Genomic DNA, 13,675 nt, shown 5'->3' with positions numbered 1-13,675 from the left:
CAGAGCGCCCCTTTTTGCTTGGGTGGACTCATGGGCGTCAGTTCAATTTTTTGAATTTGCGGCCATCGCGGTCGGTTCCTACATCCCTCCCGTCCACAGGATCCTCGCCGCCATGACCGCTCTTTCCGTTCTCGACCTGTCGCCGATCGTCGAAGGCAGCAACGCTTCGCAATCGCTCGCCAATTCGCTCGATCTCGCCCGCCATGCCGAGCGGCTGGGATACAGGCGCTATTGGCTGGCCGAGCATCACAACATGCCGGGCATCGCCAGCGCCGCCACCTCCGTCGTCATTGCCCATGTCGCCGGCGGCACCACAACGATACGCGTCGGAGCCGGCGGGATCATGCTGCCCAACCATTCGCCGCTGGTCATCGCCGAGCAGTTCGGCACGCTCAACGCATTGCATCCGGGCCGCATCGACCTCGGCCTCGGCCGGGCGCCGGGCACCGACATGGGCACGGCGCGCGCGCTGCGCCGCAACCTCGAGGCCGGCGCCGACAGTTTTCCGCAGGATGTCGTCGAGCTGATGGGCTATTTCCAGCCGGCCGAAGACGGTCAGCGTATCCGCGCCGTGCCCGGCGAGGGCGAGCAGGTGCCGATCTGGATTCTGGGCTCGAGCCTCTATGGTGCGCAGCTCGCCGCCATGCTCGGCCTGCCCTACGCCTTCGCCTCGCATTTCGCGCCGGCCGAACTCGACCACGCACTGGAGATCTATCGCTCGCGCTTCCAGCCGTCGAAACAGCTCGACAAGCCCTATGTCATGCTCGGCCTCAACGTGTTCGCTGCACCCTCCGACGCCGAGGCGCGGCCGTTGTTCACCTCGCTGCAGCAGGCCTTCGTCAATCTGCGCACAGGCCGGCCCGGCCGCTTGCCGCCGCCGGTCGACGGATATGAGCGCGACCTCGACCCGATGGCCAAAACCATGCTCGACCAGGCGCTGTCCTGCGCCGTCGTCGGCGCCCCGGAAACGGTCAGGCAAGGCATCGAAGCGTTCGTGCAGCGCACCGGCGCCGACGAGCTGATGGTTACCGCGCAGATTTTCGACCACGCAGCGCGGGTGCGATCCTTCGAGATCCTGGCCGACGTCCACAAATCGCTGTCCGAAGCGGCCTGACTTTTTGCGAGCCTGCGAAGGCGCGTTAGGCGCTGACGCTTTGTGCGATCGCCCCCAGCGGCGCGCCCAGTGGCCGGCATGAATTGCGGATCATCAGGCGTCCCTTGAGCGTCAGCTTGCGCGGCGGCGCGTCCCTGTTTCCGGCGAGGCGGTCGAGCAGCAGATTGGCCGCCTGCTCACCGATCGCCTTGACCGGTTGTGCGACCGTGGTCAGTTGCGGCTGGAACACGTCCGACCACGGAAAATCGTCGAAGCAGGCAACCGAAATGTCCTCGGGGCAAGACAGCCCGATATCGCGGATCGCCTTCATGGTGCCGATCACCATCGGATTGTTGGCCGAGAAGACCGCGCTCGGGCGGTCGTGCAGCGAAAGCAGCTGCATCGTCGCGTTGTAGCCGTCGACTTCATGGAAATTGCCGAAGCGGACAAGCTCGCTCTCGACCGGCAGGCCGGCAGCCTGGAGCGCCTCGCGATATCCCGTCATGCGGTCATGCATGGGCGAGATGTCGAACGATCCGGAGATGTAGCCGATCCGCCGGTGGCCGAGATCGATCATATGGGTGATGGCGTCGAACACCGCGCGCTGGTTGTCGAGAACGACTGCGTCGGTATCGACGCCTTCGCAAACACGGTCGAGCAGCACCACCGGCACGTTGGCGTCGTCGACAATTCTCTTCAGGATCGCGCCGTCGCCGACGCGCGCAACGATCAGTCCGTCGACCATTCGGTCGAGCAGCAGCCTGATCTGGTCGTCCTGCGTGTTCAGGTCCTCGTCCGTGCAGCACAGCATGACCGCATAGCCGGCGCGGTCGAATGTCTGCTGGATGACCGAAACGACATCGGTGAAGAACGGATTGGTGATGTGGGGAACGGTCAGCCCGATGGTGCGGGTCGTGCCCATCTTCAGGCTGCGGGCGATCGCGTTGCGTTTGTAGCCGATGTCGCGGATCGCCTGTTCGATGCGCTGGCTGAGCTCGGGACTGACGGTCGCGGTGCCGTTGATCAGCGCCGAGACGGTGGCAACCGAAACACGCGCCGCTTCAGCCACGTGCAGCATGGTCGGGGCCGTGGACTTTCGCTGCTTTTTTCGCCCTGACGCCATCATTTTCGAAACGTTTCATCGCCCTCCAGCTGCAATATCTACGGAATCTTGCAGATTTGCGCAAGAATTGAAATGCATCAATCCCACCTCATCAGATAGCGACTTGACATGTTCGAAACGTTTAGATTAGCGTTTGAGATGTTCGACGACGACGGAAGGGAGGCCGTTCTTGTCATGGAGCATGGCAATTCCATCACGTCCGGAGATGATGCGGCCGCCGGCCGCTCGGCTGTCGTTCTGAGCGCCGAGCACATCTCCAAGACCTTCGGTGGCATCGCCGCACTTGTCGATGTCGGCTTCGAGCTGCGGCGCGGCGAGATCCATGCGCTGATGGGGGAAAACGGCGCCGGCAAGTCGACGCTGATGAAAATCCTCTCCGGCATCTATACGGATTACGACGGGACGGTGAACGTCGATGCCCATCCGGTCCGTTTCGCCGGGGTGCGCGACGCCGAGCATGCCGGCATCGCCATCATCCACCAGGAGCTCAATCTCGTTCCCGAACTCAGCGTTGCCGATAATATCTTCCTCGGGCGCGAGAAGCTGATCGCCGGACTTATCGTCGACCGCAAGGCAAGCAGCCATGCCGCAGGCGCCCTGCTGCAGAGGCTCGGCATCGAGCTCAACCCGGATGCGCGGGTCGGCGGCCTGCGTGTCGGCGAGCAGCAGCTGGTCGAGATCGCCAAGGCATTGTCGATGTCGGCGCGCATCCTGATCATGGACGAGCCGACCTCCGCGCTTTCGCCGGCCGAATGCCAGAGGCTGTTCCGGATCATCCGCCAGCTCGCCGACAACGGCGTGGCGATCGTCTACATCTCGCACCGCATCGACGAGGTCATGCATCTGGCCAGCCGGGTCACCGTGTTTCGCGATGGACGCCGCGTGCTGACCGAGGCGATGGCAAAGCTCGACGAAGATACCATTATATCGGCGATGGTCGGGCGCAACCTGCTTGCCTCTTCCCAGGAAGAGCGTGATCCCAGCGGCAAGGTCGTTCTCTCCGTAGGCGGCCTATCGCTGTCGAAACCAGACCGCCACGGCTGGCGCACCGCGCTCGACGGCGTCGGCTTCGATCTTGCCGAAGGCGAAATTCTGGGGATAGGCGGACTGCTCGGCTCGGGACGCACCGAAATCCTGGAGACCATCTTCGGCTCCAGCGGCGGCCGCGCCGGCGGCGAAATCCGGCTCGACGGCGAGCCGGTGGAAATCCGTTCGCCGCGCGACGCCCGCCGGCTCGGCATCGCCCTGGTGACGGAGGACCGCAAGACGCAGGGCCTGCATCTTCAGGCCTCGATCACCGACAATGTCGCGCTGCCGCTGGTCGGCGCGCTGGCGCGGTTCGGGCTTCGCTCTCGGGCCGCCGAGCAAGGCCTGGCGCGGCAGGCGGTCAAGGCGCTCGGCATTCGCTGCGGGACCATCGAGCAGCCGGCCGGCACCCTGTCCGGCGGCAACCAGCAGAAGGTCGTCATCGGCAAGTGGCTGGCGACACGGCCGCGGGTGCTGCTGCTAGACGAGCCGACACGCGGCATCGATGTCGGCGCCAAGCGGGAGATCTACGACCTGATCTTCAAGCTGGCGCGAGACGGGCTCGCCATCGCCGTCATCAGCTCGGAATTGCCGGAGCTGCTGCTTCTTTCCGATCGCATCCTGGTCATGGCCGATGGTCGCCAGACGGGGATCCTGTCGCGCGCGCAAGCCAGCGAGGAGGCCATCATGCGGCTCGCGGCGCCGCGCCGGACCATGGCGAGACCCGCAGCATGAGCATCTTGAACATCCTGTCGCGGACGAAGCTCTATTGGGGCCTGATCGCCATCTTCCTGATCGGCGTGCTGGGCTCGCCGATCAGCTCCAAGGGCAACAACATCTTCCTGTCCTACGGCAATCTGCTCGATGTGCTGCGCCAGGTGTCGACCACCGGCCTGATCGCCACCGGCATGACGGCGGTGATCATCACCGGCGGCATCGATCTTTCTGTCGGCTCGCTGATGGCGATCTGCACCGTGGTCTGCGCCATGCTGCTGACGGTTCCGGGTGTCACGCCGGCGGTGGTGCTGGGGGTGCCGACAGTTGCCGTGGTCGCCCTTTGCCTCGGCATCCTGGTCACCCGCTTCATCTTCCTGAACATCGAAAAATCGCGCGCCGGCCCGCAGGTCACCCACGCCGTCAGGCTGGACAGCGTTCGTGGGCTGGTCACGCCCGGCATTGTCGGGGTGATCCTCTGCAGTCTGGTGCTGTGGTTCCTGCTGCCGCAGGTCGGCTCGAAATTCGGCGTGCTCGGCGTGTTGCTGGTGGCGCCTTGCGTCGGCTTGCTGTTCGGCGCGCTCAACGGCTTCATCATCGTTGCCGGGCGGCTGCAACCTTTCATCGTCACGCTGGCGATGATGGTGACGGCGCTCGGCATCGCCCGGCTGACCGCCGGCCAGAACAATGCGGTGCTGCCGGTCTACACCGGATCGAACGCCACCGCCGATTTCGAGATGCTGCGCTCGCTGGTGTTCGGCGTGATCCCGATGCCGGGCCTGTTCTTCCTCGGAGCGATACTGATCTACGGCGCGGTACTGCGCTTCACCCCGTTCGGCCGCTATGTCTACGCCATCGGCGGCAACGAAGAGGCGGCGCGGCTGTCCGGCATCGCCGCCGGCCGCGTCAAGATCGCCACCTACGCCGTGTCCGGGCTGCTGGCCGGCGTGGCGGCGGTGCTCTATGTCGCGCAATACAGGCAAGGCAAGCCGGATGCCGGCGCCGGGCTGGAGCTCGATGCCATCGCCGCCGTGGTCATCGGCGGCACCAGCCTGATGGGCGGGCGCGGCAGCCTGATCGGCACATTCTGCGGCGTGCTGATCTTCGGGCTGCTCTCGAACATCCTGCAATTGCACAACATCAATTCGAACCTTCAGCTCGTGCTGAAGGGGATGATCATCATCGGCACCGTGCTCGTCCAGGAGCGCAATGCCGTTGATCTTCTCTACTATCTGCGCCTGCCCTTTGGAAAAGCGGCGCACAACGAAACGACCGCAGCAAAGCGGCCGTCGAAAGAGACCCCGTCTCTAAATCTTGGAGGAAACAAGAAATGAAACGACGTGAATTGCTGAAGCTTGCCGCTGTCACCGCGGCACTGCTGACCACGACCGCGCTTTTGGCCAGCGGCAACGCCTACGCACAGGACAAGAAGTGGAAGATCGGCTTCTCGCAGGTGACGACCATCGAGCCGTGGCGCGCCCAGTTCAACAAGGACATCCTGGCCGAAGCCGCCAAGCATCCGGAAGTCGAGCTGATCGTCACCGACGGCGAGGACAAGACGGAAAAGCAGGTCGCCGATGTCGAGAACCTGATCCGCCAGGAAGTCGACGCGCTGCTGGTGTCACCGAAGGAATCCGCCGGGTTGACCGGCGTCGTGCAGCAGGCGATCGACGCCAAGATCCCGGTCTTCGTCCTCGACCGCAACGTCGAAACCAAGGACTACACGCAGTTCGTCGGCGGCGACAACAAGCTGATCGGGCGGGCTGCCGGTGAATACGCGGTCGAATTGCTCGGCGGCAAGGGCAAGGCCGCTGGCAATGTCGTCGAGATCTGGGGCGGCATGGGCACCCAGCCGGCACACGACCGCCATGACGGCTTCCATGAATTCACCGACAAGGAGCCGGGCATAAAATATTTGCTCGACCAACAGTCGGGCGACTGGAAGCAGGACCAGGCCTACAACATCATGGCCACGGCACTGCGCAACAACGAGAAGATCGACCTCGTCTATGGTCACAACGATCCGATGGCCTACGGCGCCTATCTTGCCGCCAAGGATGTCGGCCGCGAGAAGGACATCAAGTTCATCGGCATCGACGGCCTGCCCAATGAAGGCGTGCAGCTTGTTGCCAATGGTGAGCTGACGGCGACGTTCACCTATGTGACGCCGGGCGCCGAAGGGCTGCGGCAGGCGATCAAGTTCCTGAACGGCGAGAAGGTCGAAAAGACCATCACGCTGCCGACGCAGAAGATCACCAAGGAAAATGCCGCCCAGATCCTGAAGGAGCACGGGCTCTGAGGCGTGTCGCCGGTGAGGGCGCTTGAGGGACGCGGCATGGCGCTGCCCCTCATCCGCCCGCCGGCACCTTCTCCCCGTATAGTGACGGGGAGAAGGGGACTGCCGCAGGGCCGGCACCCTTTTTGACCAAGGCCGCGCTCACGCCAGCTTGGCCAAAAGCCTCATGAAAATGGCGGCCTCCTTGGCCGAAAGCGGCGCCAGCGTTTCCTCGGTGATCTCGCGGGCGATCGGGATCAGCCGCTCGACGGCCCTGCGGCCTTCAGCGGTCAGATTGACCAGCAGGCGCCTTTTGTCGACCTCATGCTTGGAAAGCTCGACCAGGCCGCGCGCCTTGAGCCGGTCGATGACACCTTTCACCGTCGCCGCGTCCATGGCGATCAGGCTGCCAAGCTGGTTCTGCGAGGTCTCGCCGACATCGTGCAACTTGGCCAGCGCGGCGAATTGCGGCGGCGTCAGGTCGGCGATGTGCGCGGCGAAGATCGAGACATGGCGCTGGTGCGCCTTGCGCAGGATGAAGCCGACCTGCTCCTGCAGGCGGTAATCGTTCTCGTCGGGCTCCTCGGCCTCGACCAGCTTGAGCTTGATGTCTTCGGCGCTCACCGCAGTCCGTTCCATGCCTTGATGTCCTTTGCCGCGAGACCGCCCATGCGGTCGTGCACGCGCGGGCCGCAGGTCATGGCGAGGCAGAACAGGATCTCGTCGGGACGAGGCCCGTCGCTGATGCCGACCTCCATGGCATCGAAATGACTGCGCACATAGGCGGCGTTGATATGGCCGAGCGGCACGTCGAGCCGCGCGCCGAAGGCGCCGACCTTCTTTGCCGACGGCACGATCGCCTTGGCGTCACCGAGCCGCTCGCGCATGGCATAGCCGCCAGGCACATGCCACAGCGCGCCATGCTCCAGTTCGCCGGCGATACCGACGATGGCGCCCTTGCCGTAGCCGTCGATCTGTTTCACGTCGCCGCCCAATGCGGCGATCAGTTTGTCCGAGAGCAGCAGCCCGAGCGGCTTCAGATCGTCCATGGCGCTCTGCAGGTCTTCCACGTAACGGCCGGCGAATGGGTTGTTCACCACCGCCATGGCGGCGGCGCGGCGGCGCGGCACCTTCGCCACCGGCCCGCCCTCATGAAATATCTCCTCGGTCAGCACCGCAATCTTGCGGATCGCAAACTCAGGCATGGGCAATTTCCTTCCTTGATTTCTCGTTGGGCGCAACGAGCGCCATGGGGCCGGCGATCCGTGCCTGACCGGCAAGGAACAAGGCTGAAGCGGCAATCAGGCGATGTCGCCGAAAATCTTCGGCCACGGCGAGGCCGTGGTCCAGCGCGACGGCGATTTCGCTGGAGGAAAGCGCGCCGACGCCCTGGGTGACCAGGCGATCGCCAAGGTCGCTGTCGGGCGCCAGATCGCGCGCCGGCATGCGCTCGATGGCAGGGTGGCCGGGCAGGTCGACGGCGTTGGCGATCAGGGTCGCAGCGGCATCGGCTTCAGCACCGGTCCGCCCCAGTACGGTAACAGCGTCGGCGATGCCGAGCGAAAAGGAACGGCCGCGCCAGCCGCTGGTCGCGATGCCGCGGATCCCGTCTTCGGCACGGATCGTGATCCGGTCTGCCAGTCCATGACCTGTCCCGGCAATGGCAAGCGTCATGGACCGGCCATTGCCGAGATGGATCGCGCTGTCGCCGCCATTGTTGACATAGGCGCGATCGAGCCGGCGACCGGCCAGCAGCGCGCCAAGCATTTCGTCGGCTACCGAACCGGCGACCGCAGCCATCGGCGTGATGAATTGTTTCGCCAGCGGAACAACCGCCGCTTCCATGCGTCGCGCCGTCGGGCCAGCGAAAACACGGGACCGCGACGACGCCGGCCGGCGCAGTTCCGGCAGTTCGTCGACGAGCTCCTGCAGGATTGTTTGAAACCGCGCCACCGCCTGGCCATAGGCGGCGCGGCATTCGTCCGCATCGCCAAATGCCTCGACGATCAGGTCGATCGGGCCATGATTGAGATGCAGCCGGCTGCCGTCCTCAAGCCAATGCGCCTGCGGGCCGTTCATCACTACTTTGCCCCGTCTGCCGCTGCGCGCCGCAACTGCGCCAGCGGCGGCCATGGATTGCTGGCCGGCGCGCCCGTGCCGCGGCGCGGGTTGAGATACTCGCCGCCTTTGGCGAGAATGTCGTCAACGCTGCGGATCTCGGCTTCGTAGCCGCCGAGCCTGATATAGTCGTCGCGGCGCAGGGTGAACTCGATCGGCGCCACCAGCGCCGGCGTCGGCACATAGCCGAAGGCGCCTTCCGGCACGCGGGCGACATCGACCATCAGCGTGATGCCGCCGCCCGGCCAGACATAGACCGGCGCGCCGCCGACCGTCACATAGGTCGTCAGGCCCTGCACCGAGCGGGTCAGATTGACCGGGTTCTCGGTGACGCCGGCGCGCAGCGAGCCGCCGGCGCCGCCGACGAACAGCACGGTGCACAGCGCCGGCTCGCAATTGTCCTCGATCAGGCCGACGGATTTCTGCAGCCTCTCGGGGAACGGTTTCTGCACCGGCTTCAATTCCTCGTCGAGCTCGTAATACGCGAACTGCTCGCCGGTGGTCGAGACCATCAGCAGCGACAGGCCGGGATGTGCGCCCTTCTTCGCATTCCACTCACCAAGGATCGACAGCGGGTCGGAAATGCTGGTGCCGCCCCAGCCGAGGCCGGGCTCCGACACCTTGAAATAGCGTCCCGGCGTCGAACGGCGGCCGATGATTTTTATGCCGGTATCCTGCCAGCCGAGCACCTTGCCTGCCTGATGCTCGGAAACGACGCCGGTGATGTGGTCGTCGACCACCACCACCTCGTCGACCAGGCCGCGCCATTGGGTGGCGAACATGCCGATGGTGGCCGAGCCGCAGCCGACCCGCATTCGCTGCTCGAGCTGACCGTCGATGACCGGCGGCTTGCCGGCTTCGACGATGACCGTGGCACCGCCGTCGATGGTGAGTTCGACCGGCTTGCGGTTGCATAGATGGAGCAGCGCATCGCAGGTGGCGCGACCTTCGGCCTTGGATCCGCCGGTCAGATGATGCACGCCGCCCAGCGACAGCATCTGCGAGCCATATTCGCCTGTCGTGACATGGCCGATCGCCTCGCCCGCCGCGCGGACCGTCGCCGTTTCGGGGCCGATATGCCGGTCGGTGTCGATCTTCACCTTGACGCCGCAGTAGGAGAAGATGCCCTCGGTGACGACGGTGACGAGATCGACGCCTTCGACCTCCTGGCTGACGATGAAAGGCGCCGGCTTGTAGTCGGGATAGGTGGTGCCGGCGCCGATCGCGGTGACGAAGCGGCGGCCGGTGTTGACCAGTTCGCCGTCCCATTCTTCGCCCTCGGCGACAAACGGCACGACAGCGCCGCCGGTCTCGGTCGCGTGGTCGAGGATGGTCAGAGGATCCATCCGCACGATCCTGCCGCCGACATTGCCGTAACGATCACAGGCGCCGGTGCGGCCATCTGCTATGTAGCACATGACCGGACAGGCATCGCAGCGGATCTTTTCCGCCACCTGCTTCTCGCCGGGATCATGCGTCTCGAAGCGTTCGGCAAGCTCGCTCATCGGCGTGCCTCCTTGTCGCGTATCGCGGCGCGGATACGGGTCGGCGTCGCCGGAATTTTGCTGACCAGCACACCGGTGGCATGACGGATGGCATTGAGGATCGCCGGAGCCGTCGGGATCAGCACATGCTCGCCCAGGCCCTTGGCGCCAAAGGGTCCTTCCGGATCCGGAACTTCGATCAGGATGGTCTCGATCGGCGGCACGTCGCCGATCGTCGGGATCAGGTAGTCGTGCAGATTCTCGGTGCGGCCGGGGATGTATTCCTCCATCAGCGCCATGCCGATGCCTTGCGCGATGCCGCCTTCGATCTGGCCTTCGGCAAGCAGAGGATTGATCGCCTTGCCGACATCATGCGCGGCGGTGATCTTGATCAGCTTGACCGTGCCGAGCTTGAGGTCGACCTGCAGTTCGGCGATCTGCGCGCCGTAGCCATAGACGGCGTAAGGCTTGCCCTGGCCCCTAGCGTCGAGCGGCAGGGTCGGCGGGTCATAGTTTTCCTCAGCGCGAAAGACCAAGCCGTCGGCATCGGCCTTCAGCGTGGACAAATCGATATGCCGTGTCGCTTCGCCCTCGCGGATGACCAGGCTTGCGCCATCGAGAGCGATCGCCGCTCTCTCCGACACGTTGGCGAAGCGCAGCATCGTCTCGCGCAAGGCACGGCCGGCCTTTTCGGCGGCCTTGCCGGTCACGAAGGTCTGACGCGAGGCGGACGTCTTGCCGGCGTCCGGCGTGATCGCCGTGTCGGCGCTTTTCAAGCGGAATTTTTCGAGCGGCAGGCCGACCGCGTCGGCGCAGATCTGCGCAATGACCGTGTTCGAACCTTGCCCGATATCGACCGCGCCCTGATGCAGGACGACATCGCCTTCAGCCGAGATGCCGACCCTGATGGTCGACGGATTGGGCAGGGAGGTGTTGCCGCAGCCGTACCAGCAGGAGGCGACACCGACGCCGCGTTTCCTGCTGTCATTGGCACAGTTGAATGCATCGGCATCGGCAAGCGCACGCGTCCAATGCGGGCGCAGTGCTTCGAGGCACTCGGCCATGCCGACGCCCGATTCCAGCCTCTGGCCGGTGACCGTTTCGGATCCGTTACGAAGGCAGTTTTTCAGGCGAAAATCGAGCCGGTCCAGCCCAAGCTTTGCGGCAAGCTCGTCATAGAGCGTCTCCTGCATGATCGTCGCCTGCGGCACGCCGAAACCGCGGAAGGCGCCGGAGATCGGGCCATTTGTATGGATGGCGCGGCCCTCGGCCCGATAATTCGGCGTCGCATAGGGACCGGAGGCATGCACCGGTACGCGGTTGGCGACGGTCGGTCCCCAGCTCGCATAGGCGCCGGTGTTGAAATCGCCTGCGAAGACCATGCCGGTGACGCGACCATCGGCATCGGCGCCGATCGTCGCCTTCATCTCGGCGGGATGACGCTTGGTGGTCGAGATCATCGATTCATGACGGGTATAGGCAAGTGCTGCCGGCCGCCCGGTTTTCATCGCGACCAGACCGATCAGCGGCTGCAACGAAACGTCAAGCTTGGAGCCGAAGCCGCCGCCGGTGGCGGTCGGCACGATCCGCACCTTGTCGACGGCAAGGCCAAGCACTTTTGCGACGTCGTCGCGGTCCATATAGGGCGCCTGCGTGCAGGCGACGACGACCAGCGTGTCGCCGTCCATATAGGCATAGCCGGCCTCGGGCTCGATATAGGCGTGTTCGACATAGGACGTGTCGATGGCGCCGGAAACAGTGAAGGCGGCGCCGGCAAGGGCGGCGTCGGGGTCACCACGCTCGACAAAGCCCGATGTGAGCAGGTTTGCCTGCCGGTTCTCGTGGATTAGCTGCACACCGCCGGCTTGCGCCTCGCCTGGCTGCAGGACATGCGGCAACTCGGTCCAACGAGCAGGAAAATCCGCAAGGTCGAGATCGAGGATGGCCTCGCGCTCGCCGGCAACCAGCGCCACCGCCTCGCCGCGAAAGCGCGAAAAAATTTCGGCCAGCGCTGGCTGGTCGGCAAAAGGTGCAATGACGCCGAAGCAGTTCCTTCCCGGAATGTCGGCAGCGGTGAAGACGCCGACGATGCCGGGATGGACTTTCACCCAGGCGTCGAGATCGCCGAAGGCGAAGCGGGCGTGATGATGCGGCGAGCGAACCACCAGCACCGCCAGCGCATCGGCCGGGAAGGAATCGCCGCCGAATTTTTCCCCGCCGGTGACTTTCGCCAGGCCGTCGAGGCGAATTGGAGAGGAGCCGACGGCGTGGCCTGAGATTGGCATTCTGCGGTCAAGATCGAGAGAAGGGGTCGCCAGCGCAGAAACTTGTCCTTCCTCCCCGTCATTATACGGGGAGAAGGTGCCGGCAGGCGGATGAGGGGCAGCGCCGTCGGTCAAAAATTCGCTCGCGAACCGTCCCGCATCCATCACCGCAGCTATGATCTTGCGATAGCCGGTGCAGCGGCAGAGGACGCCGCCCAGGGCATCCAGGGTTTCGGCCTCGGTTGGATTGGGGTTGTTGTCCAGAAGCGCTGTCGCCGCGATGAGCAGGCCGGGTATGCAGATGCCGCATTGCGCCGCGCCATGGTCGAGGAACGAGGCCTGCAGCGCCGACAATCTGCCGTTGGCGAGACCCTCGACCGTGGTCACCACGGTGCCAGCGGCAGAAGCCGCAGACATCAGGCAGGCGCAGACAGGTTCGCCGTCGACAAGCACCGTGCAGGCGCCGCAGTCGCCGGCGTCGCAGCCGACCTTGGTGCCGGTCAGCCGCAATTCGTCACGCAGCACCGAAGAGAGACGGCGAACCGGCGGCACGCAGACAGAGACGGCGGCGCCGTTGACCTCGAAGGCGATGTCGGCGCGCTCCATACCCATGCCAGGCTGAGTTCCGCTCATGCCAGGCTGAGTTTTGGTCATGCCAGGTTGAGCTTGGCTCATGCCGCCGCTACCTTCTCGACCGACGCGTGACCCGCGGCACCGAGAACGGCGCGGGCGACGATCTCGCGCGCGGCGTCCAGCCGGTATTCGGCGCTGCCGCGCACGTCGTTGATCGGCGAAAGCTCGTCCATCGGTGCGGACTGGATCGCAGCGACGAGAGCGTCGTTGACCGGGAGGCCGCGCAAGGCTGCTTCGACGCTTGCAAGACGCCTGGCGACCGCCGAACAGGAGCCGACGGCGACGGCGGCGTTGGCGACGATGCCATCCTCAATGGTCAAGCGAGCCGCCGCCATGGCTATCGAAATGACGAGATAGCGGCGCGCGCCGAGCTTTTCGAAAACCGACGTGCCGGTGGCCGCTTCTTTCGGCACGCGGATGGCGGTGACCATTTCGCCCGGCTGCAGTTCCGTGCGGCGGTTCCCCAGGATGAATTTATCCAGCGGCAGATGGCGGACCATCGCCACCGCGCGCAACTCGACCTCGGCGTCGAGGACGAGCAGCGCCGGCACGCCGTCGGCCGCCGGGGAGGCGTTGCAGAGATTGCCGGCGATGGAGGCGACGTTCTGGATCTGGACGGAGCCGACTTCCCGCGCCGCCTGCTTCAGCGCGTCGAAGGCCGCCGGCAGCGGATGACGGACAAGATCGGTCCAGGTCGTGCGCGCGCCGATGCGCCAATGGCTGTCGGTCTCAGCAATACCACGCAGCGTCGCCAGGCCGTTGATGTCGAGGACATTGTCGCGGAAAGGCTTGGCTCCTTGTGCCGGATAGAAATCAGTGCCGCCGGCAAGGATGCGCCACGAAGCCTCGCCAAGCAAAGCGAGCGCCTCGTCTATGGTGGTGGGTTTCGCGTAACGGATCACGCTTGCCTTCCCAAAATGGGCCTTCCCAAAAATAGGGAGTCCT

11 protein-coding genes are annotated in these 13,675 nt (G+C 65.0%); 4 read left to right on the top strand and 7 right to left on the bottom strand.

Annotation, left to right across the window (positions count from 1 at the left end):
- The first annotated feature begins 112 nt into the window (after positions 1–112).
- Positions 113–1,114, top strand: coding sequence for an LLM class flavin-dependent oxidoreductase (locus tag AC0L2B_RS29700; RefSeq protein ID WP_473747926.1), 1,002 nt, complete (start codon positions 113–115; stop codon positions 1,112–1,114).
- Between the two features lie 25 nt (positions 1,115–1,139).
- Here AC0L2B_RS29700 and AC0L2B_RS29695 read toward each other — a convergent pair whose 3' ends face one another.
- On the bottom strand, positions 1,140–2,171 hold the full coding sequence (locus tag AC0L2B_RS29695) for a LacI family DNA-binding transcriptional regulator (protein ID WP_473747924.1): 1,032 nt from the start codon (positions 2,169–2,171) through the stop codon (positions 1,140–1,142).
- A gap of 219 nt (positions 2,172–2,390) precedes the next feature.
- Here AC0L2B_RS29695 and AC0L2B_RS29690 point away from each other — a divergent pair, with 219 nt between their 5' ends.
- From AC0L2B_RS29690 to AC0L2B_RS29680, 3 genes are read left to right on the top strand one after another with little or no spacing between them, the layout of a single operon-like run.
- Positions 2,391–3,977: a sugar ABC transporter ATP-binding protein gene (locus AC0L2B_RS29690; RefSeq protein ID WP_473748260.1), complete on the top strand. Its 1,587-nt coding sequence runs from the start codon at positions 2,391–2,393 to the stop codon at positions 3,975–3,977.
- Positions 3,974–5,290 carry an ABC transporter permease gene (locus AC0L2B_RS29685; RefSeq protein WP_473747923.1) on the top strand — a complete coding sequence of 439 codons (1,317 nt, stop codon included), beginning with the start codon at positions 3,974–3,976 and terminating at the stop codon, positions 5,288–5,290. Before AC0L2B_RS29690 ends, AC0L2B_RS29685 begins: the two co-directional genes overlap by 4 nt.
- Positions 5,287–6,255, top strand: coding sequence for a substrate-binding domain-containing protein (locus tag AC0L2B_RS29680; protein ID WP_473747921.1), 969 nt, complete (start codon positions 5,287–5,289; stop codon positions 6,253–6,255). Before AC0L2B_RS29685 ends, AC0L2B_RS29680 begins: the two co-directional genes overlap by 4 nt.
- A 138-nt stretch (positions 6,256–6,393) precedes the next feature.
- Here AC0L2B_RS29680 and AC0L2B_RS29675 read toward each other — a convergent pair whose 3' ends face one another.
- The 6 genes from AC0L2B_RS29675 to AC0L2B_RS29650 are packed head-to-tail and all read right to left on the bottom strand — an operon-like array spanning position 6,394 to position 13,632.
- The gene (locus AC0L2B_RS29675) at positions 6,394–6,855 is read right to left on the bottom strand and encodes a MarR family winged helix-turn-helix transcriptional regulator (protein ID WP_473748259.1); all 462 of its coding nucleotides are present in this window, start codon (positions 6,853–6,855) and stop codon (positions 6,394–6,396) included.
- Complete coding sequence (locus tag AC0L2B_RS29670) at positions 6,852–7,436, bottom strand: amino acid synthesis family protein (RefSeq protein WP_473747919.1); 585 nt, start codon at positions 7,434–7,436, stop codon at positions 6,852–6,854. The genes AC0L2B_RS29675 and AC0L2B_RS29670 overlap by 4 nt, the downstream gene beginning before the upstream one ends.
- Positions 7,429–8,310 carry a UPF0280 family protein gene (locus AC0L2B_RS29665; RefSeq protein ID WP_473747917.1) on the bottom strand — a complete coding sequence of 294 codons (882 nt, stop codon included), beginning with the start codon at positions 8,308–8,310 and terminating at the stop codon, positions 7,429–7,431. Before AC0L2B_RS29665 ends, AC0L2B_RS29670 begins: the two co-directional genes overlap by 8 nt.
- A gap of 2 nt (positions 8,311–8,312) precedes the next feature.
- Positions 8,313–9,854: a 6-hydroxynicotinate reductase gene (locus AC0L2B_RS29660; RefSeq protein WP_473747915.1), complete on the bottom strand. Its 1,542-nt coding sequence runs from the start codon at positions 9,852–9,854 to the stop codon at positions 8,313–8,315.
- Positions 9,851–12,730 (bottom strand): molybdopterin-dependent oxidoreductase, encoded by a 2,880-nt coding sequence (locus AC0L2B_RS29655; RefSeq protein ID WP_473747914.1) that lies wholly within the window; start codon positions 12,728–12,730, stop codon positions 9,851–9,853. Before AC0L2B_RS29655 ends, AC0L2B_RS29660 begins: the two co-directional genes overlap by 4 nt.
- 38 nt (positions 12,731–12,768) lie before the next feature.
- A complete protein-coding gene (locus AC0L2B_RS29650; RefSeq protein ID WP_473747912.1) occupies positions 12,769–13,632 on the bottom strand; it encodes an FAD binding domain-containing protein in 864 nt (287 codons plus the stop codon).
- Positions 13,633–13,675 lie beyond the last annotated feature (43 nt).

The sequence above is a fragment of the Mesorhizobium sp. WSM4815 genome, assembly GCF_055811575.1.
The sequence above is the reverse complement of the archived record's forward strand: the minus strand, read 5'-3'. Positions and strand labels throughout refer to the sequence as shown.

Coding starts and splice junctions, on each gene's coding strand:
- AC0L2B_RS29700 (WP_473747926.1), top strand. CDS start 113: ATGACCGCTCTTTCCGTTCTCGACCTGTCGCCGATCGTCGAAGGCAGC.
- AC0L2B_RS29695 (WP_473747924.1), bottom strand. CDS start 2,171: ATGCTGCACGTGGCTGAAGCGGCGCGTGTTTCGGTTGCCACCGTCTCG.
- AC0L2B_RS29690 (WP_473748260.1), top strand. CDS start 2,391: ATGGAGCATGGCAATTCCATCACGTCCGGAGATGATGCGGCCGCCGGC.
- AC0L2B_RS29685 (WP_473747923.1), top strand. CDS start 3,974: ATGAGCATCTTGAACATCCTGTCGCGGACGAAGCTCTATTGGGGCCTG.
- AC0L2B_RS29680 (WP_473747921.1), top strand. CDS start 5,287: ATGAAACGACGTGAATTGCTGAAGCTTGCCGCTGTCACCGCGGCACTG.
- AC0L2B_RS29670 (WP_473747919.1), bottom strand. CDS start 7,436: ATGCCTGAGTTTGCGATCCGCAAGATTGCGGTGCTGACCGAGGAGATA.
- AC0L2B_RS29665 (WP_473747917.1), bottom strand. CDS start 8,310: ATGAACGGCCCGCAGGCGCATTGGCTTGAGGACGGCAGCCGGCTGCAT.
- AC0L2B_RS29660 (WP_473747915.1), bottom strand. CDS start 9,854: ATGAGCGAGCTTGCCGAACGCTTCGAGACGCATGATCCCGGCGAGAAG.
- AC0L2B_RS29655 (WP_473747914.1), bottom strand. CDS start 12,730: ATGAGCGGAACTCAGCCTGGCATGGGTATGGAGCGCGCCGACATCGCC.